Annotated in this window: 15 protein-coding genes; 9 read left to right on the forward strand and 6 right to left on the reverse strand. The window is 55.0% G+C overall.

Translation table 11 applies throughout. The features are described from left to right. Positions 1–36: 36 nt before the first annotated feature. From B7994_RS11120 to B7994_RS11145, 6 genes are all read left to right on the forward strand, one after another. Positions 37–1542 carry a RimK family protein gene (locus B7994_RS11120; protein ID WP_088638526.1) on the forward strand — a complete coding sequence of 502 codons (1506 nt, stop codon included), beginning with the start codon at positions 37–39 and terminating at the stop codon, positions 1540–1542. Beyond that, the gene (locus tag B7994_RS11125) at positions 1542–2768 is read left to right on the forward strand and encodes a glutamate-cysteine ligase family protein (protein ID WP_088638527.1); all 1227 of its coding nucleotides are present in this window, start codon (positions 1542–1544) and stop codon (positions 2766–2768) included. The genes B7994_RS11120 and B7994_RS11125 overlap by 1 nt, the downstream gene beginning before the upstream one ends. A gap of 20 nt (positions 2769–2788) precedes the next feature. Continuing rightward, positions 2789–4051: a tyrosine-protein phosphatase gene (locus tag B7994_RS11130; RefSeq protein WP_158213138.1), complete on the forward strand. Its 1263-nt coding sequence runs from the start codon at positions 2789–2791 to the stop codon at positions 4049–4051. Then, a complete protein-coding gene (locus B7994_RS11135; RefSeq protein WP_088638529.1) occupies positions 4051–4713 on the forward strand; it encodes an N-formylglutamate amidohydrolase in 663 nt (220 codons plus the stop codon). Before B7994_RS11130 ends, B7994_RS11135 begins: the two co-directional genes overlap by 1 nt. Before the next feature lie 48 nt (positions 4714–4761). Further along, entirely contained in the window at positions 4762–7596 is a 2835-nt protein-coding gene (gene polA / locus B7994_RS11140) for a DNA polymerase I (RefSeq protein WP_088638530.1), read from the forward strand. A 144-nt stretch (positions 7597–7740) separates the two neighbouring features. Further along, positions 7741–9288, forward strand: coding sequence for a glycoside hydrolase family 5 protein (locus B7994_RS11145; protein ID WP_088638531.1), 1548 nt, complete (start codon positions 7741–7743; stop codon positions 9286–9288). A gap of 85 nt (positions 9289–9373) precedes the next feature. Here B7994_RS11145 and B7994_RS11150 read toward each other — a convergent pair whose 3' ends face one another. After that, positions 9374–10396 (reverse strand): branched-chain amino acid aminotransferase, encoded by a 1023-nt coding sequence (locus B7994_RS11150; protein WP_088638563.1) that lies wholly within the window; start codon positions 10394–10396, stop codon positions 9374–9376. 264 nt (positions 10397–10660) lie between these two features. Between B7994_RS11150 and B7994_RS11155 the strand changes: the two genes are divergently transcribed. Both B7994_RS11155 and B7994_RS11160 read left to right on the forward strand, forming a co-directional pair. After that, positions 10661–11953 carry an aminotransferase class I/II-fold pyridoxal phosphate-dependent enzyme gene (locus B7994_RS11155; RefSeq protein WP_088638532.1) on the forward strand — a complete coding sequence of 431 codons (1293 nt, stop codon included), beginning with the start codon at positions 10661–10663 and terminating at the stop codon, positions 11951–11953. A gap of 40 nt (positions 11954–11993) precedes the next feature. Continuing rightward, complete coding sequence (locus B7994_RS11160) at positions 11994–13283, forward strand: citrate synthase (protein WP_088638533.1); 1290 nt, start codon at positions 11994–11996, stop codon at positions 13281–13283. 3 nt (positions 13284–13286) lie between these two features. On the opposite strand, the gene B7994_RS11165 is transcribed toward B7994_RS11160, so the two are convergent. The 5 genes from B7994_RS11165 to B7994_RS11185 form a co-directional block, all read right to left on the reverse strand. Then, positions 13287–14492, reverse strand: coding sequence for a hypothetical protein (locus tag B7994_RS11165; protein WP_088638534.1), 1206 nt, complete (start codon positions 14490–14492; stop codon positions 13287–13289). Between the two features lie 23 nt (positions 14493–14515). After that, positions 14516–17485 carry a glycoside hydrolase family 44 protein gene (locus tag B7994_RS11170; RefSeq protein ID WP_088638535.1) on the reverse strand — a complete coding sequence of 990 codons (2970 nt, stop codon included), beginning with the start codon at positions 17483–17485 and terminating at the stop codon, positions 14516–14518. A gap of 113 nt (positions 17486–17598) precedes the next feature. Continuing rightward, positions 17599–18564: a hypothetical protein gene (locus B7994_RS11175; protein WP_088638536.1), complete on the reverse strand. Its 966-nt coding sequence runs from the start codon at positions 18562–18564 to the stop codon at positions 17599–17601. Between the two features lie 17 nt (positions 18565–18581). Then, entirely contained in the window at positions 18582–19409 is an 828-nt protein-coding gene (locus B7994_RS11180) for a TIGR02147 family protein (RefSeq protein ID WP_088638537.1), read from the reverse strand. An 88-nt stretch (positions 19410–19497) separates the two neighbouring features. Beyond that, positions 19498–20598, reverse strand: coding sequence for a tRNA-dihydrouridine synthase (locus B7994_RS11185; RefSeq protein ID WP_233143186.1), 1101 nt, complete (start codon positions 20596–20598; stop codon positions 19498–19500). 212 nt (positions 20599–20810) lie between these two features. Between B7994_RS11185 and B7994_RS11190 the strand changes: the two genes are divergently transcribed. Then, positions 20811–21158, forward strand: coding sequence for an HU family DNA-binding protein (locus B7994_RS11190; protein ID WP_088638539.1), 348 nt, complete (start codon positions 20811–20813; stop codon positions 21156–21158). Positions 21159–21189: the final 31 nt, after the last annotated feature.

Raw genomic sequence — 21189 nt, forward strand, 5'->3', positions numbered from 1 at the left:
TCCCGGTCAAGCCGGGAATGACAATTTGAAAAAAACATGAAGAAGTTAATAGTCGTAAACAACCCCAAGCACTGGAAGTTACACGTTCCGGGCATAGACATCATCTCGGCGCAGGACTACCTGATTTCGAGCAAGTACACGAACGAGCGCAACCTGCGCGTATTCAACCTCTGCCGCGATTACAGTTACCAGAGCAAGGGCTACTACGTGTCGCTCCTGGCCGAGGCCCGCGGACACAAGGTTATCCCGGGCGTCAAGAACATGCGCGACTTCAAGGCCCCGGCGGTAATCAAGCATATCTCCGACGAAATCGACAACCTGATTCAGAAAAGTTTCCACAAACTCACCGGCACGGAATTCGTGCTCTCGATATACTTCGGGCAGAACGTGAGCCCGCAATACCTGGAACTTTCGCAGGAACTCTACCGCTTGTTCCAGGCCCCGCTGCTGCGTGCGAAATTCGTGTTCAAGCAGAAATGGTTTATCCAGAGCATCCGCCCGATATGCGTAGACGAAATTCCCGAATCGCACATGGAATTCGTCGACAAGTTCGCGCAGGAATACTTCGAGAAGACCCGCTATGCCTCCAGCAAGGAGGAGGATTACCTGTACGACCTCGCCATCCTCACGAACCCGGACGAGGTTGAGCCGCCGAGCAACGCGGAAGCCATACAGCATTTTGTGAAGGCGGCAGAAGATACGGGATTCCGCGTGGAGATGATTACCCGCAAGGACTACCCGCGCGTGGGTGAATTCGATGCGCTGTTTATCCGCGAGACGACGAACGTGAACCACTACACGTACAGTTTTGCCCGCCGCGCACAGTCGCTGGGCATCGCCGTCATCGATGACCCAGACAGCATTCTGCGCTGCTCCAATAAGGTGTACCTGCAGGAACTGATGCAGGCGGCCAAGATTCATTCGCCGAAGACAATTATCGCGCACGCCGAAAACCGTCACACGCTCGCCAAGGAAATCGGATTCCCGATGGTCATCAAGTCGCCGGATTCAAGTTTCTCGATGGGTGTGAAAAAAGCCACCAACAAGGAAGAACTCGAGCAGATACTGGACGAAATGTTCGAGCACAGCGACCTGCTTATTGCGCAGGAATTCACGCCGACGGAATTCGACTGGCGCGTGGGCGTACTCGACGGCAAGCCGCTTTACGCCTGCAAGTACCACATGGCGAAGGGCCACTGGCAAATCTACAACTGGGAAAGCGACGACAAGCAGAGCGAAGCGTTCTCGGGCAAGTGCGAAAGCATCCCTATCGAGATGGTGCCGCATGGAATCGTGAAGACGGCGCTCCGCATCTGCAGCCTTATTGGCAACGGGCTCTATGGAGTCGACCTTAAGGAATGGCACGGGCACCCGATTGTAATCGAGGTGAACGACAACCCGAGTATTGACGCGGGCATTGAAGATGGCGTTGGCAAGAGCAAGGTGTATCTCGCCGTCATGAGGTCGCTGCGCCACCGCATCGAAGAACGCATGAACGCCGCCCAGCATAAACTGCAGCAACACGAGAGGGAATGGTTCTAATGTCCAATTATAAACTTTGGCAACGTTACGGCATCGAGATGGAGTACATGATCGTGGATCGCGACTCCCTGAATGTACTCCCCCGCGCCGATGTCCCCCTCGGAAAAGACGAAAAGGGCGAGCAGCTCTCGGACGTGGAACACGGCCCCATCGGTCTTTCGAACGAACTCGTGAGCCATGTGCTGGAATTCAAGTGCGCGGAGCCCGTTGAAAGCCTCCACCATCTGGGAAAGACTTTTCACAAGGAAATCCTGAAGGCGAACGAATCGCTCAAGAGCATCAACGCGATGCTCTTGCCCACGGCGGCACACCCCTTCATGGACCCCGCCGAAATGAAGCTCTGGCCCTACGACTGCCTCGACATCTACGAGACTTACGACCGCATTTTCAACTGCAAGGGGCACGGCTGGGCGAACCTGCAGTCTACCCATATAAACCTCTCCTTCAATGGCGACGAGGAATTCGGCAAACTGCACGCAGCCATCCGCGCATTGTTGCCGCTGATTCCCGCCGTGGCGGCCTCCAGCCCGTTTTTGGACAGCAAGTACTGCGGCTATCTGGACGGACGCATCGAGACATACCGCCACAACCAGGAGAAGATTCCGAGCATTACCGGCAAGGTGATTCCCGAAGCGGTATTCACGTACAAGGATTACGAGGAACAGATTTTCAATCGCGTGAAGGCGGACATCGCGCCGTACGACCCGGAGCACCTGCTGAACCACTTTTTCTTGAATAGCCGCGGAGCAATCGCCCGCTTCGACCGAGGAGCCGTGGAAATCCGCCTGGTCGACATCCAGGAATGCCCCGACGCAGACATCGCGATTGCCGAATGGGAAGTCGCCGTGTTGAAGGGCCTTGTGGAAGGCGCATTCGCTAGTGAAGCCGAAATCCGCGCGCTCGATACCGACGCGCTCGCAAAAATCCTGCTCAGCACCACGCATTCCGCCGAAAAGACGGTAATCAGCGACCGCGACTACCTAAAAATCTGGAATATTAACGCAAGCGAAATCACCGCCGGTGAACTTGTCCAGAAAATCACGGACAGGATAAAAGGCAAGATTTCCGCGCACTCCCAGGAACTGCTCGCCAGCATGTTCAAGCGCGGGACCCTCGCCAGCGCCCTCGTGAAAAACGTCGGTGCAGACCCCGACCGGGACGATTTCGTGTATGAATACGGAAAATTGGCGAAATGTCTGGCAGAAAACAGGCTATACGGAATATAAAAGAATATATTTCAAAGTATATGGTCCAGACAACAAAGAAACTCTCGATTCTTGCGACATTCCTTTTCTGCGCGCTGGTTTTTGTTGCCTGCGGCGATTCCGGCTCGTCCTCAGTCCCGGACGAGGTCACAGACCCCATAATTACGCCGGAAGAACCACCACTTGACACTATCACTGAACCTGATACCACCACAAGTGATTCCGTAGAAACCTATCCCACCATATTTGATAGTTCCGGACTCCACACATACATTCTGGAAAACGGGGTGTCGTCCGGTAACCTGTATATTTTCTATCCGGCCGATTCCTTCCTGACCAAATTTGAGATAGGAGACATCGTGACGGTTGCAATTGTCGGCTACGACACCCTTGAAATGCCCGTAGTCGAAAAAAACAGCGACGTTCCCATCGCCCACTTCTTGTTCTCGGCAGTCGCAGGCTCCAATTTCGTAAGCTTGAGCATCCATAACGGTTCCTTCTCCGATGTCATCGGAATAACCGCCCAGAATGCGCCCATAGAAGTCAACATTTCCTTGAAAGAAAAGGGCGGATTCCTATTCGGGCTCGAAATGCGCTACGTCCAGTACCTGGACGTCTATCCGGAAAGATATCCGGAACTTTCTGCCGAGGAATACGCGAACTTCAGGGAAATCCGCACCACGGGCATGGGAGAAAAGAAACTCTACCGTTCTTCGAGCCCGATTGACGACTGTCTAGGCCGCAACCTCTATGTCGATTCTCTCGCAAAAGAGGCGGGAGTCGCCACGTTTATCAACCTGACCGATACGGAAGACTACGCAAGGACATACAAGGACTTTGACAGCTCCTATTACGCGACACAGAACGCAATCTACTTGTCGCTTCCTGTGGAGTTCTACTCCCGTACATTCAAGGACGGAATTGTCAAGGGATTCCGTTTCATGATTGAGCACGAAGGGCCTTATCTGGTGCATTGTATCTACGGCATGGACCGCACCGGCTTTACTCTCGCCATCCTGGAAGCGCTGATGGGTGCAAAGACCGAAGAAATCCAGGCGGACTACGCAAAGACCTTCAGCAACTACTTCAATGTCGTCGACGGCCAACAAGTCACTCTGAACGAGCAACAGGTGGACTTTTTCAAGGCAGTCGTCACAAGGAACCTGCGGGCGGTCTATCGCGCCGACGGGATCGACATCGCCGATGCCGACGATATCGACTGGGCTACGCCTACGGAACAATTCCTGGAAAAACAGGGCATGACCAAAGAGGAAATTTCTGCCTTGAAGGACAGGTTGAAATAATGAAACTGATGCTCACCTGCGAGCACGCAAGCAATCGCCTACCGGCAGCATTCAAGAAGTTTGTACCGACGAATGTGCAAGGAACGCACCGCGCCTACGATATCGGGGCACTGAAGGTTTTCCGCAAGCTGGTAAAATTCGCAAAGCCGGAGTTTAGCTGCGAAGGAAAGTTCTCGCGTCTGTTCGTAGACCTAAACCGCACCATTACAAACAAGAGTGCATTCAGCGAATATTACGGGGAACTCGAAACCAGCGACAAGGCTGCCGCCGAGAAAGTGAAGACCGAGGCAACCGCCTACTGGAAGGAATACCGTGCGAACGTAGAAAGGTTCGTGACGCAGAACATCGGCAAAGGCTCCAAGGTCGCCGGCAATAAAGGCGCCACAATCGTCCACCTGGGCATACACAGCTTTACTCCCGTACTGAACGGCAAGCCCCGCAATACCGATATCGGAATCCTGTACGACCCCATGCGCCCGCAGGAACGCGCCTACGCGAATGTCATCAAGGACGAAATCAAACGCCTTTACCCGCACATGAAGGTCCGTTTCAACTACCCGTACAAGGGAACCTCCGACGGGCTCACCACATCGTTGCGCAAAAAGTTCGGCCCGCGGTATGTGGGGATTGAAATCGAGATAAACCAGAAATTCTTTATCTAACGGGCAACGCGCATCGCCCCAAACAGGCATTTTTTCTACATTCAAAACATGCCTGAAAAGACCTTATTATTGCTCGATTCCTACGCGCTCGCGTTCCGAATGTTCTACGCCTATTCGCAGAACCCGCTCAAGAACAGCCAGGGCGAAGACGTGTCGATGATGCACGGCTACTGGGGTGCGGTGCTCCGCATATTGGCAAAGCACAATCCTACGCACTTTGCGATTGCCCGCGACGTTGCGCACACGAAGACCTTCAGGCACGAACTTTACCCAGACTACAAGGCGAATCGCGGGCCCATGCCCGAAGAGATGGCGGCGCAGATGCCGCTGCTGGGCGAAAGCCTCGAGGCAAGCGGAATCCCGCTGCTTTCGGAACCGGGCTACGAAGCGGACGACGTGATGGCGAGTACCGCCACTGCGGCCATCGAAGCAGGCTTCGACCATGTGGTGATTCTCAGTAAAGACAAGGACATGTCGCAAATCGTGACGGACAAGATTCACCTTTTCCACCTGACAAAGGGCGCCGACGGAATTGATTTCGGCCCCGAGCAGGTATTGGAAAAGTACGGGCTCCCGCCGGAAAAGATTCGTGACTACCTCGCGCTTATGGGTGACGCGAGCGACAACGTTCCCGGCGTACCGAAGGTGGGCCCGAAGACGGCCATCCAGTTGCTGAACGACTACGGCGACATGGACAATCTGTACGCGAACCTTGACAAGATTACCAAGAAGGGATTGCACGACAATCTCGCGAACAACCGCGAGAAGGCTTTCCTGAGCCGCGAACTCGTGACGCTCCAGACAAAGCGAGCTTTCAACGGGAACCTAGAGGCCCTCGAATACAACGGTCTGCACGTGGATACGCTCGCGCAGATGTTCAAGGACCACGAAATCAACAGCCTGTTGCGCCTGCTGGAAAAAGTCCCGAGCAAGGCGGGATTCGTGCGCGAAGGCGAAGGCGCGGAAGGCGCCATCGAAAACGGAGACGGCGTAATTGTTGCCGCAAGCTTCCCCGCAGAAGACTTGCCCACGTATGTTTGCGTCGATACCGAAGAAGTTTTCGAGCAAATGAAGGCTGAATTCGCAGCCGCAAGCACCGTGGGCATAGACACCGAAACGGACGGTCTCGACCCGATGCAATGCAACATCGTGGGCCTCTGCCTTTCGGCAGACCCTGCGAAGGGCTACTACATCCCGCTTGCTCATACTGACGAAATCGGGTTCTCGCTCCCCGCTACAAAGGGCGGCAACTACGACTTCAACAAGGTCGCCAGTTGGTTCAAGGAATTCATTGCAGATGCTACCCCGATGGAAGCCACCGGGAAACCGCGCGAACTAGTATTCCACAATGCGAAATTCGATTTACACGTTCTCGCACGCACCTTCAAGATTCCGCAATCCGTTATCGACAGCGCAAACATCATCGACACGCTGATTGCCGCCTGGATGCTTTCGCCGGGGCAATCCGGCCTCGGGCTCGATAACCAGGTGATGCAACGATTGCAGCACGAGATGATTCCCATTGAGAACCTGATTGGACGTGGCAAGAACCAGATTACGTTCAACCGCACGCCCATCAAGGACGCCACCGAATACGGCGCCGAAGATGCAGTCTATACGCTGCGCCTTTGGAAGCCTCTCAAGCAGGAACTCGAAAAGCTCGACTACGTGAAATATTTCTTTGAGCAGGAAATGCCGCTACTGAAGGTACTGTACCAGATGGAAACGGTCGGCGTCGCGATTGACGTTCCGGCCCTCAAGACGCTGGAGCAGGAACTTGCCCGCCGCATCGAGAATCTAGAAAAGGAAATTTGCGACATGGCGGGCGTCGAGTTCAACATCGGAAGTCCAAAGCAGCTGGGCGATGTGCTTTTCGATACGCTTGGCCTCCCCGAAATCAAGAAGCGCAGTACCGACGCCGTCGTGCTCGAAGAACTGAGTTTCAAGGCGCCACACCCGATTGTTTTCGCCGTCATCGAATACCGTGAACTCAAGAAGATGCAGAGCACCTACATCTCGGTGCTCCCGACGCTCATCAATCCGGACACGCGCCGCATCCACACGAGCTTTATCCAATGGGGTACTGCGACGGGCCGCCTTTCGAGCCGCGATCCGAACCTGCAGAACATTCCCGTGCGTAGCGACTTGGGCAAAAAAATTCGCGCAGCATTCATCCCGCAGAGTAAGGACAACGTAATTCTTGCGGTGGACTACTCGCAGATTGAACTCAGAATGCTTGCGCACCTGAGTGGCGATGCAGCGCTCATCGAAAGCTACAAGGAAGGTATCGACATTCACGCCCGCACCGCCGCCGCGATTTACGGGGTGGATCTCGACGCCGTCACGAGCGACATGCGCCGTGATGCAAAGGTGGTGAATTTCGGCGTACTTTACGGGATGACGGCTTTCCGCCTCGCCCGTGACCTGAAAATCCCGATGTCGCAGGCAAGGGACTTCATCGACGGTTACTTCGGGATGTACCAGGGTGTACAGCAGTTTATTGAAGATACCAAGGCGGCCGCCCACCGCGACGGCTACGTGGAAACCCTGTCGGGCCGCCGCCGCTACATCGCTGGCATCGACAGCAGTGACCGCATGGAATCGCAAATGGCCGAACGCATGGCTGTGAACACGCCGGTGCAGGGTTCCGCCGCCGACCTCATCAAGATTGCGATGATTCGCATCCAGAAGCGCATCAACGACGAAAAGCTCCCGCTCAAGATGATGCTGCAGGTGCACGACGAACTCGTGTTCGAATGCCCCCGCGACCAGGTGGATGCGATGGCCCAGATGGTGAAATCCGAGATGGAAGGCGCCATGGAATTGAAGGTCCCGCTCATCGCCAGCGTCGGCTTCGGCGAAAACTGGCTCGAAGCGCATTAAGCGACCGCCCCACGGGGGTGTTGTAACCTGTTCAATGGTATTTTGCGGGCGACACATGTCGCACGGTCTTTCCGCCATTTTTCGATATAAATTATAAGATGTTGAATGGGGTCCCGAACCGGGATGTAAAAAAAGGACCTAAAAATGAACCATTTTCTCAAAAAAATTGCCATTGCAGGCGCCCTCACGGCAGTAGCAGCCTCGGCAGCCAACCTCCCCACCGCCAAGGAAGTCCAAGCCAAGATGGGCATGGGGTTCAACATCGGCAACTCCATGGAAGTGCCGAATAACCCGACAGCCTGGGGCAACCCCTTCCCCACGCAGGCCCTGCTCGACTCCGTGAAGGCGGCAGGCTTCAACACGGTGCGCATTCCCTGCGCATGGGATAGCCACACGAGCGGCGGCAAGGTCACCGAAACCTGGCTCGATTCCGTGAAGACTGTCGTCGACTACGCAATGCGTGCAGGCCTCTACACGATTTTGAACATCCACCACGAAGGTGAAGGCGGCTGGTTCCAGACAAACATCGGCACGAGCGTCAACTCGACTGTCGACAACAAGATGAAGACGTACTGGACGCAGATTGCGAACAAGTTCAAAAACTACAACGAGCGCCTGATTTTTGCGGGTGCGAACGAACCCGGCCCCAATGTGAACACCTGGACAGCACAGCACGTGAGCACGCTGATGCACTACTACCAGACGTTTATCGACGCAGTACGCGCCACGGGCGGCAACAACGCCACCCGTACCCTGATTATCCAAGGCCTCAATACCGACATCGACAAGTCTGTCGCGAGCGCCCCGGTGAGCACATTCCCCACCGACAAGGTCAGCGGCTACCTGATGTTCGAAGTGCATTACTACGACCCGTACCAGTACACGCTCATGACTAGCCAGCAGGACTGGGGCGCGAGCGAGCCCATTATGCCGCAGTACTACTACGGTAATTACCAGAAGGCAAGCGAGCCCAAGCGCAATGCGGGCTACAATGCGTGGGCAGGCTCCATCGATTCCAAACTTGCAAGCATCACCCATCCGCAGGAACAGTTCGCCAAGATGAAGACAAACTACGTGGACAAGGGCTACCCGGTCATTGTCGGCGAATTCGGCGCGAACGTGCGCTCACCGGAACTGAGCGGCAACGACCTGAATCTACACAAGCAGGGCCGCGTGCAGTGGCACAAGGACGTAGTATCTGCCGCCAAGCAATACGGCCTCACGCCAATTCTCTGGGACATGGGCAACGAGAGCAACACCAACTACGACAACATGGCCTACATCCGCCGTCAGTCTTCGCCGGTGGGCAAGGTTCTCGAAACGGACGTCATCAACGCCATGCGCAGCGTGTATAACCTCGGCAACTACAACAACACGGGCGTTACCCACGTAGAGGATTTTATCACGGGCGGCAGCGAACCCACATCGAGTTCCAGCAGCGCCACCATACAGCCGGAATCTTCATCTTCCACGACGGCACTGAACATGGTCGCTGGCACACATGTTGAATTCTACCGCGAAGGCAACACACTCTACGGCACCGGCAAGATTATGCTTTTCGACATGAACGGCAACCTGGTGCGCGCTTCGGGCAACACCGCCGGCAAGTCTACCTTGCAACTGCAGGGAATCAAGCAGGGACTCTACATCGCAAAGTGCGGCAATAAGTCCCTGAAGTTCATAGCAAAGTAACCACAAGAACCCAATCAAAAAATCCCCCGGCTCAACAGCCGAGGGATTTTTCACATTCGTCATCCCCGCGCAGGCGGGGAGCTAATTACACATCGACCACTTCAGTCCAGCCGAACGGGTCTTCGGCTTCGCCGAACTGGATAGCAGTGTACTTCGTGAAGAGTTCCGTGCAAACCGGGCCCGGATTCTTACCGTCACCGTAGGTGAATTCCTTGCCGGCAACCGGATCCACAATCTTCTTGATCGGGGTGATCACGGCAGCGGTACCGCATTCGGCGGTTTCGGAGAATTCAGCGAGTTCTTCGAACGGGACCTGGCGGCGTTCCACGGTGTAGCCGAGGTATTCAGCAAGCTGCTGCAGGCTCTTGTTCGTAATCGACGGCAGGATGGATTCGGACTTCGGGGTCACGTAGGTCTTGCCCTTGATGCCGAAGAAGTTTGCCGGACCGCATTCGTCGATGTACTTCTTTTCCTTCGCGTCCAGATAAATCGTGCTGGAGTAGCCGAGTTTCTTGGCCTCTGCGAGGGAAAGCAAGCTGGCAGCGTAGTTACCGCCGACCTTCACCGTACCCGTACCCTGCGGAGCGGCGCGGTCGAAGTTGCGGCTAATCATCATATCCACGGGCTTGAAACCGTCCTTGAAGTACGGACCCACCGGAGTCACGAACATCAACAGCAGGTATTCGTCGGAGGGCTTCACGCCGACTTCCGGGCTCGTACCGATGAGGAGCGGGCGGATGTAGAGCGTTGCACCGTGACCGTACGGCGGAATAAAGCGGGCGTTCGCCTTCACCACAGTGTGGACCATTTCGCGGAACAGCTCGACGGGCGGAACAGCCATGAGCACGCGGTTCGCGGTGTTCTGCATGCGCTTGGCATTCTCGTCGACGCGGAAGATACGGACCTTGCCGTCCTTGCCCGTGTAAGCCTTGAGGCCTTCGAAACCTTCCTGGCCGTAGTGCAAGCAAGTAGCGGCCATGTGGATGCTGATGTCCTTGGAAGAAGAAAGTTCAACCTTGCCCCACTTGCCATCGCGGTAGTAGCAGCGGACATTGTAATCGGTATCGTAATAACCGAAGGGGAGCGTCTTCCAATCGACAGTGTTCAAATCAAGCATATATTCACCTTTTTGTGCAATTTGTGCATTTTTAAAGGTATCATTCGGTACCGCACAGAAAAATACAATTATCGCAGGGATTTTGGCTTGCTTTCTAATGAAAAAAAGTCTTTTTTAACCCAACGATTTTCGCATTCTTATTACAAAAAATGTACAGCGGGGTCTTAGAGGTTTCCCCTTTTACCTATAGAAAACTTGAAAACTCCCCCTAAAAAAACTATCTTTGCGCGCGGAATTTTTAACAGGACCAAGGTCATGAGCTACAATCCTCTCGCCGAACAGGCAAACGCGGAACTCTCCGCAAACGGCTGCAACGTTCTCTCCATGCTCTCCGAAAGGGGCAAGGCAATCTTCTTCCCGCGCAAGGGCATTCTGGGCCAGGGCGCCGAAGCCAAGGGCTCCGAAATCAACGCGACTATCGGCACCGCCCTCGAAGACGACGGGAGCCCGCTCGTGCTCGACTGCGTGCTCAAGAGCCTGAACCTCCCCAAGCAGGCGTTCCTGTACGCCCCGAGTTTCGGCAATCCCGACCTCCGCAAGGCCTGGAAGGAACAGATTGTCCGCAAGAACCCGAGCCTCGCAGGCAAGCAGTTCAGCAACCCGGTCGTGACCTGCGCCCTCACCCACGCCATCAGCTGCGCGGGCTACCTCTTCCTCGACCCGGGTGACGAAGTCATCATCCCCGACCTCTACTGGGACAACTACGAGCTCGTGTTCGTGAACAGCTGCGGCGCGAAGATCAAGACGTTCAACACCTTCAAGGACGGCGGGTTCGATACCGAAGCCCTCAAGGCCGCCCTCGCCGAAAGCAAGAGCCAGAAGAAGGTCGTGCTCCTGAACTTCCCGAACAACCCGACCGGCTACACCGCCACCGAGAAGGAAGCGGTCGAAATCGCGAAGATCCTCACCGACTGCGCTGCCGCGGGCAACAAGGTCGTGGCCCTGCTCGACGATGCCTACTTCGGACTCGTGTACGAGGATGGCGTGACCAAGGAATCCCTGTTCGTGAAGCTGCTCGAGGCCAACGAGAACCTGCTCGCCGTCAAGCTCGACGGCCCCACCAAGGAAGACTACGTGTGGGGCTTCCGCGTCGGGTTCATGACCTTCGGTTTCAAGGGCGCCAGCGAAGCCCAGCTCAAGGCCCTCGAAGACAAGGCCGCCGGTACGGTCCGCGGCAATATCAGCAACGGCCCCTCCATCAGCCAGAAGATCCTGCTCGCCGCCTACCAGAGCCCCGAATACGTGGACCAGAAGGCTGAGAAGTACGCGACCCTCAAGAAGCGCTACGACATCATCAAGGAAGTGCTCGCAAGCCACCCCGAATATAAGGAAGCCTTCGAGGCCATGCCGTGCAACAGCGGTTACTTCATGTGCATCAAGCCGAAGGGCGTGGACGCCGAAGCACTGCGCCAGAAACTCATCAAGGACTACAGCACCGGCACAATCATGCTTTCGGGCCTTATTCGCGTGGCGTTCAGCGCCGTTCCGACCGATAAGCTCGGCAAGCTGTTCGAAAATATTTATAATTGCATTAAGGAAATGAAGTAAAACCGGCAGTTGGGCAACCAACTGCCAATCCGGAGGATAAATGTCCGACAAAGCGACCTTGAATTACAACGGAAAGAGCTTCGAGCTCCCCGTGGTTGAAGGCACCGAGAACGAACACGGTCTCGACATCAGTTCCCTCCGCAAGGAAACGGGACTTGTCACGCTTGATTACGGCTACCTGAACACGGGCAGCACCAAGAGCGCCATCACCTACGTGAATGGCGAAAAAGGCATTCTCCGTTACCGAGGCTACTCCATCGAAGACCTCGCCGAAAAGGCGACCTTCCCCGAGACAGCGTGGCTCCTGATTTACGGCGACCTCCCGACTCCGGAACAGCTCGGGCATTTCCGCACGCTCCTCACCGAGAATGCGCTCTTGCACGAGAACCTGTTGCACTTCTTCCGCGAAATGCCGCCGAGCGCGCACCCGATGGGCATCCTCAGTTCCATCGTGAACGCCGTGGGCCTGTTTACCCCGCGCTTCTACGACGACGAAAACATTGCGAGCGCCTTCGAACTCACGACTGCGGGCCTTATTTCCAAGATCCGCACCATCGCCGCATTCGCCTACAAGGCAAGCATCGGCGAACCGTTCGTTTACCCGGAAGCCGAACGCAGCTACTGCAGCAACTTCTTGAACATGATGTTCAGCAGTAAGGCGCGCCCGTACCACCCGGATCCGATTATGGAAAAGGCGCTCAACACGCTCCTGATTGTGCATGCCGACCACGAGCAGAACTGCTCCACGTCGACGGTGCGTATGGTGGGCAGTTCGCAGGCGAACCTTTACGCAAGTATCTGTGCCGGCATCTGCGCCCTCTGGGGCCCGCTCCACGGCGGTGCGAACCAGGCCGTGCTCGAAACGCTGCTGCGCATCCAGCAGAGCGGCATGACCATCGAGCAGGTGATGGACAAGGCTAAAGACAAGAACGACCCGTTCCGCCTTTCGGGCTTTGGCCACCGCGTGTACAAGAGCTATGACCCGCGCGCCAAGGTGCTCAAGAAGCTTATGTACCAGGTGTTCGAGCGCGAACACGTGCACGACCCGCTCCTGGATATCGCGCTCAAGCTCGAAGAAGCCGCCCTGAAGGACGACTACTTCATCGCACGCAAGCTCTACCCGAACGTAGACTTCTACTCGGGCATTCTCTACCGCGCGATGGGCATCCCGACGAACATGCTTACCGTGATGTTCGCCATCGGCCGCTTACCCGGCTGGATTGCCCACTGGAAGGAAATGCACGACGACCCGCAAAGCAAAATCAACCGTCCGCGCCAGATTTACACCGGCCAGACGGAACGCCCCTGGATCGACCGCGACAAGCGATAGACTCTACCAGAGCAGTCCGAGAGCAATCCTGATATCGGCCTTGACGGCCACGATATCGGCGTAGTTCATATCGAGTTCTATACCTAAACCGAGTATACCGAGCGTAGTGGCTTCGGTACGTACGTTCCTGTTGCGGAACGAGAAATCGTAACGCAGTCCCACTGCGTAATAGAATAGGTATTGCGTTTCGGGGTGGTCTTCGGGCACATTCCCGCTCCACCAGCCTACCCCGACATCCGCGGTCATCCTCTGGTGCGTTCCCTCGTAGAACGGGTAGCCATAGATAAAATCCATATCTATCATGGAAAATCCGGAATGCCCCTTGATGCGGTAACCATAATACGAGAATTCATCGTCGCCATTATGGCCGAAGTTGACGCCGACGCGCCATTCAACATCGCCACCAAACATGGCAAGGCCGACAACCGTCTTGAAGCCGCCAAGCCAGATATCGCTCGGCGCATCCGACCCGAAAACAGGATTGTAGAACAACGAAAGACCAATCCACGCAATCTGATACGGCTTGCGGAACGCCGAATACAGGAATGTTTCCGGATAGGTTTCGCCCGCATCCGTCGCGACAGAATCGGCCAGTTCCTGTATTTCGGAAACATCGTCCGCCTTCTCTCGAGCATCGACACTAGTGTTCCCGGACTTGAAGGCAAGGTAATCCCACTGCATTATCAACAACGTAACGCGACGACGTTCTGCTGGAGGCAGGCGACTAACGGAATCGAGTATTTCCTGCTGGTGCGCCAGATACAGCGGAGCGCTCTTCGCAGAAATTCCCCTACCAAAGCCGAGCTTCGAGAAATCCTTCCGGAGCAAGTAGAACTCGTTCTGGTCCACAAGCGGGAGCCACGATTGATTGCCCGGAGAAGCTCCACCGAACGTAAACAGAACATCTTCGTGTTCAACAGGAATTTCGGGATGTTCCATAAGATAGAGACAAAGGCTGTCACGTACCTGCGAAATCGTATTCGCAAAGACATCAAGATCCAATTCCAGTAGCGCGTATAGACTGGAATCCCCCTTCATGAAATAGGCGGAAAGTGAATCTACGGTCGCCTTGGCGAGTTCACGGCCCGGTTCATTACCCTTCATGCTCGCAAGTTCTCGTTCGAAGTCGCTCGCAGGAGAATCCTCCGCCATCGCCGTCATTGTCATGACAGCAACACAGAGCAAGGAAACAAAAAAACTCCTAACCATGATTACTCCCCGTCACCGCAAGACTAGCGCAGCCTTCTCAGTCCGCGCGGCATCGGGATCTCCTCCCCGTCTTCGCCGAGCAGGTAGATGTTATCAAGGCTGATGTAGCCCATGCCGCTATGGCGGGCACGGAACGCGAAGTTCTTTATCTTCGTCGGGTCAAGCTGCGGGATAGTCTTGCCCCAGCCTTCCTGCGCCATGTTCTCCCAGATGAGCGTATCGCGCACCCAGGAGCCACGGGTATTCTTCAGGCGTACCATGAACTCGTCGTAGTCTTCCACCTGGCTGCTCGCAATCTGCACCTCGAAGTAACCATCGGGATTGTTGTGGTTCGTCGCATAGTCAAACACGATACCCACAGACTTCTTGACTTCTTCAGGAATCACGTAGTAGGCACCCGCGAAGTTCGGCCAGCTCTGCGTAGGCGGCTGTTCGATCATAAAGTCGTGACGGATGAACCCGCCATGCGGAGGCGCCCCGTTAAATACCTTCGCGCCGATCGTCGTCGCGTTGTCGCCGTTTGCCACCGGATACCAGTCCACTGCATCGATGCCGTTGTCGAAATTCTGCATGACTTTCGTGGTGCGGTAGGCGCCACGCACACGGAACGGGATGTCCATCTTGCTGAGTTTCCCGCCAAGGCCCTGCACCTCCACGCGGATAGTGCGGGGCGCATTGCTCAGGTCTTCGGGTATAGGCACCTTCACATGGAAACTCTCGATGGAGGCATTCCACTTGCCGTCATCGGGCTCCACCGCAGCAATGTAGGAACCGCGCTTACCCCAGTTGCCGATTTTCACCACGCCGCTCGTAAGTTGGCCGTTTTCCTGCACCGCCGTCACGAACAAATCGAGCGTATCGCCTGCAAGCAAGACCTTCTTCTCGAGGGCGGCGGCAATAATCTGCGGGTCGGCCGCCTGCGCCTTGCTTGCCTCGTCAAGCCCAACAACACGTGGGTTAATCTTCACTACGGCAAGTCCGAACGCAGGAATCGTGATATCCTTGCTCTTACTCGGATTGATTCGGCGTCCACTCGGGCCCATCTTCGGGTACGGATAGGAATTCTGCCACGTACCCACCCACTTGAACTGCTCGGCACCGAACACGTCCACCTCGGTACGCACCAGGTCACCCTTGCCCACGTCGATTGCACCGCCAGCAGCAATAACACTCTCGCGGTCAATCTGCACCACCTGCGGAACCTCGGACAAGTTCACGAGCATCACGCGAGCGGAATCGCCCTTGCCAATCGCATACGCCTCCACGTCGGGGCTAGTGCTCTTAACCGGCAACACGGCAAAACCGTCTTCCAGGAACTGCTTGTACGTCATGTAGAGCCCGTAGTATTCCGCAGTCGGCTCCAGCGACTTCCAGTAGTTCCAGGAACCTTCCTTCAATAGCGCCGTCATGCTGATGGTACCCCAGGTATCGTCCGGGCCCTTGAACAGGTTGCCGAACGCATCCCACGGGAGCACTTCCAGGCGGTTGCCGAAACGTACCGCATGCTGGGCAAAGATGCTAGCCACCGCGGCGGCCTGCGGGTAGTCCATGAGCAGGCTGAATCCCTGCACGCAGGTGCTGAATTCAGAGAGGAACACGCGGCGTTCACCTTCGAGGTGGCGCTTCATCCACACGTCAAGCGTATCCATGTTCGGGCCCACCGCCAGCATGGCCTTGAGCATTTCGGCAGCGCTCGGGGCATTCGCCGTCCAGTACGGGTAATTGTGGAGGTCCACCACATCGAGGTAGCGCTTGCCATCGTTCTTCTCGGCCTCGCCCACAATGCGCAGGAACTCCTCCATCCAGTACTTGCCATCGAGAATGCCGGCGCCCTTCAACGTCATGTTGTAGGTACTCAGGAGCGGTCCGTGCAGGATAATCGTGGAGTCCACCGCCTTCATCGCGCGGGCATATTCCAGGAACCGTGCGGCATACTGCCTTGCCGAAATCGGTCCGGATTCCTCCCATTCGCCATCGAGTTCGTTACCGATTTCCCAGCGCTTGATGTTGTAGCCCTTCACCTTGTTCGCATAGCGCACCCAGGCGGCAGCCTCCTTCGAGGTTCCCGTTCCCGCGTTCACACAAATCACGGCCTTCGCGTTCGGGATTGTCTTTATATAATCCATGAACGCTTCGAAATCCCACTTGATGTCGGTCCAGTCCGTGCGGGCCTTGTCGCCGTTGCGGGTCGACATCGCGTAGAACTTGTAGTTGTTGCCCTCGAGCAAGTCGCTCTCGCCACTAAACAGCTTCATCTCGCGAATCTGCACGCCCTTGCTCGGCAGGTCGCTCGTCTTGAAACGAATCGCCACGTAGCGCGTACGGAGTTGTTTGAACTTGTACTTGGTCTTCTCGCCATTCACGCGCACCACGGATTCCGTCTTCAGCCTGTTTTCAAGCGCCTGGTGCACGCCCGGGTATTCGGCGTAGTCGCCATCCCAGTACGCGAACTCGAATGACTTCGGGCGCAAACTGCCCCAATCAATCTGCAGGGAATCGAGGTTCATCTTCTCGGGGAACTCGATCACGACCCAAGGCGGGTCGGCGGGGTCCAAAATTTCGCCCCACCACATCGTCTCCATCTTGCCGTCGGCAAGGTGGCTTCTGCGCACAAAGCCGTAGTTGTCCTTTGTCGTACCGCGATAAATCGTCTCGCCCAAGAAACCACGAGCCCACTTGGTGGAATCGGGCGTCCAGAGGCCAGTGCTGTCGTAACTACCGATGCCATTCCAGTGGTAATCGTTCGAAAGGCTGCCGTTCGGGAAGCGGAACACCGTGTAGCCGCCGTCCACAAGCGCCTGCGTCATGTCGTAGTAGCGGCTAGGCGGATTCCAGATGGCAAGGTCTGCAGCCATCATGTCAGTCTTGTTGATGGTAATTCCAGGATGCTGGTCATCAACAATCACAACGTTCTGTGCGGCAAAAGAAGCGCCCGCACAAAGGCCAAGGATGGCAGCAGCCGTTTTCGAAATGCGGCGGAGATTCTTATTCATAACTACCTACGGTGTAAACTATTCTCCTTGAATATATAAATAAAGACCGCAGCCATGCACCGCAGTCTCTATAATCGAAAACAAATTAGTGTATCAAATGTATTCCACTTCCGTTATTCTGCCGGGCGCGTAACCTCAAAGGAAAAACACCCCTCACCAAATTGCGAATCAGGCGATCCAATTGCGAATTCATATTTTCCCTCGGGCAATCCATACACATAGACAAACCCGTTCTCCTTGTCCTCTTCTGTCACCATCTGGCAAGGATAGAATTCAAAAGGGGTATTCCATTCATCGGGCGACCCCAGGTAAGCGTCCTCCACTTGTACGCAAATGCCAAAACCAGCTTCCGCGATGGTTTCATCGAGCATATCGTGGTACCATTCATCATCTTCTCCCGGCGCATAGATAGAATCCAAATACAGTTTTGCCGAATATACCGGTTCCAGAACAACATCCTCCAATTCGGCCACGGGTTCCCCGCCTATCATCACCACACGAGCATGTTCAAAAGAGGAGTACACATTGGCACCTAGGCTCGAATCTGCCGAAATGGCACGCAACTGCAGCTTCTCATAGCGAAGTTTATAGGCACTGTCCGGGCCCAATTCCTCCAAGGCTCCTTCGTACAATTCCAAATATGTCAGGTAATTCACGCTATCCAGATAGATATAGCCTTTCTTGTCCGTAGTATAATGGCAACCTTCATTACCATAGGCACACCGGCCTTCGTAGACATCCGCTCCCACCACAGGCCTGCCCGCAGCATCCACCACCCGGACTCTCGCGTTCATGTACATATAGATATCTGCATATCCTCCGCACATATTCCTACCGAGACTGAATTCATACGTCGTCTTAGCCAGCGCATGGAATTCATCCAATAATTCATCGCAGGGGATGCCCTCGACAACTTTCTTTCGAACAAGCGACGTATCCACGTCCGCAATGGGAGTCCCAGAACTCGTTTCACTGGATGTCGAAGCAGTACTGCCATTATCGCCACCACAGCCGGCAAGCATTCCAATGCCAAGTACCGCAAATGCAAGGCTCATCCTTGTCAATTTCTTAATAAACATACTGATTCCTCCTTAACTTACTTTTTCAAATTTGTAAATAAATGAATGTTCAACTGGTGGACCCCAGTTGCCTTTTTCCTGTCCTGTGCAATAATCTTGCGCACCCTGGCCTTCATGCCCTGGATTTCCTTGGCTATCGCCTTGAAAGCGTCATCGGAAACACTGAAGGTAAATGTCCCCATATCCGACGGATTATCATTATTCGCAAGCAGGGCCTGCTTGGAAAGTTCGAAACACTGCAACTGGTACTGGCGCACCAAATCGCTATTGTTGTAGGCACCGCTACTTACCGATTCTCGGCAACTTTTCCAGAATCCCTTTTCATTCTTCCGCACAAAACCAAGGCGTTCCAGCAATTCTAGGGAACGTTTCAGGGTACCCACAGAAACCTTCGGAAAAATCAACTTCTGGATGGGCTCAAGGTCATCCGAGACATCCACGACTTCCAACGCAGTAAACAGCACACTGTTGTACCAGTGATTGTAATATTCGTAGGCATCCTCGTTCAAGATGCGGTGGGAATCCGGATGCTGTTTCAACAGTTCCTCGAAAAAAGCATTCCGTTCCGTCGCGGTCTTCGCCTGATCCAGATTCACTAAAGTTTCAAAGTACCGGGCCTCCTTTTTGTTCAAGCCCAGCACTTCAACAAACTTGGGAATCATGCGACTAGAAAGTTTCTTTCCCTTGACGATGTCGTTATAGTAGCTGCGAGTCCTGGGAAGCCCCAGCAGCACACAAGCTCCAGCTCTTGTAAAACCAGGGTCTGTCAGTACACGGGCAGCCTGGTACTCGTCCAGATACTTGCGAAAATTTGTAAACTGAAATATGTCTATTATTCTATCCACATCTTAAATGTACTCAAATTTTGACTCAAAGTCAAGACCTTTCTGTAAAATTTTGAGATTATTTTTGAGTACATTCTACAATTATGGATTATCGTCCTTTGAACTGGTCGCCAAACTTAAGTTCGGTTTCCTTGGCACCGTTCAGGTTCACGAGGCGGCCAGGGTCGAACACGAGGTCTTTCGCGAGGCCTTCCTTGAGGGACTGCGCACGGTCCAAGAGTTCGGCGGCACAGCTGCTCGAAAGGAGCGCTTGCCTCACCTGCATCGCGACATCGTCAGCACCTTCCTTGCCAGAAGTTGCGCCATCCAAGCAGAACCCCTTGCAAAGCCTTGCCGCAAGCTGCTTGAGCCTGCCCTCGGCACCCTTGTCGGTACTGCCGTCCTCGATCTTGAAGCCGTAGTAAAGCTTGAACACGTCGAGCGCCTCGCCCGCGGTAATCACGCGCTTCAGCTTACCTTCCCAGGCGTCTGCAATCTGCCCGAAAATCCACGGGTTGTGCATGGCGCCGCGCCCGATGGCCACACCGGACACGCCGTAATTTTGAATACGCTCGCAGGCGACCTCCACGCTGTTCACGTCGCCATTCCCGATTACAGGAATCTTCGCGGCAGCGGCAGCCTTCCCAATCCAGTCCCAGTCGGCGAGGCCGTTGTACCCCTGCAGGCGGGTACGACCGTGCACCGTAAGCATTTCAACGCCCTCGCCCTCGGCAATCCGGAGGGTTTCCAGCACGTTGATGCTCTCGCTATCCCAGCCGATGCGGCACTTGAGCGTAAGGGGCATATCTACCCCGCAACCGTCCAGCGCGGCACGCACGTCGTGCAAAATCTCCTGCAGGCGCGGCAGGTCGCGCAAAAGGCCCGATCCGCTGCCCTTGCCCGCCACCTTCGGCGCCGGGCAGCCCGCATTCACCTCGATGTAATCTGGCTTGAGCGCTACGGCAATCTTCCGGGCTGCATCCGCCATCTTGTCGGGGAAACGCCCAAAAATCTGCACCCCAAAGGGCCTTTCTTCCGGGAAAAACCGGAGCTGCTTATGGCCTTCCAGGTTGAATACGGCATCGCCGTCCGTCGGCACGAACTCCGAAACCAGGAGCCCCATGCGGTTGCCGGAGAGCACCCTGCAAAGCCTGCGGAAGGGCGCATCCGTCACTCCGTCCATCGGACTGAGGATAGTATTCGGGAACACTTCCAGCCCCCGAAGGCGAAACGAAATTTTTGCCGGTTTTTGCGCCATTTTTAAACTTTCAACATTTGTCAACATTTAAACCACAATTATCCACACATTGTCCGCAATGAGAGCCCGAAAAAAATATTTAAATTTCAATTAGTTTACCCGCTAACTCTTTGTTAAACTTATATTTAAGTCGTCTAAAAAACTATTAACCCCACGAACGAACCGTGCCAAACATAACAAAACAAGCCCTTATCCAAGAGATTGCCAAATCCACCGGATTTGTGCGTAACGATATCAAGACCGTCGTCGAGCAGTTCCTCGACCTGGTCGGCGAAAAACTCATCGAAGGCAACACCATCGAAATCCGCGGTTTCGGTACGTTCGCCTGCAAGCCCCGCAAGGCACGCCCCGCAAGGAACCCGCGTACCGGCGAGACGGTGCAGATCGAAGAACGCATGGTGCCCACCTTCAAGTTCAGTAACGATATCAAGGACAAGATCAACGCTCTCGAAGGTGTCATCGGCGAAGCCGTCGAAGCCCCCGAAGAAGTCACGGCCGAGTCCGAAATCTAGTCCCCCACAGCACCCAAGTTTGAAAAAGCCG

The organism is Fibrobacter sp. UWR2 (genome assembly GCF_002210285.1).
Taxonomy (GTDB): domain Bacteria; phylum Fibrobacterota; class Fibrobacteria; order Fibrobacterales; family Fibrobacteraceae; genus Fibrobacter.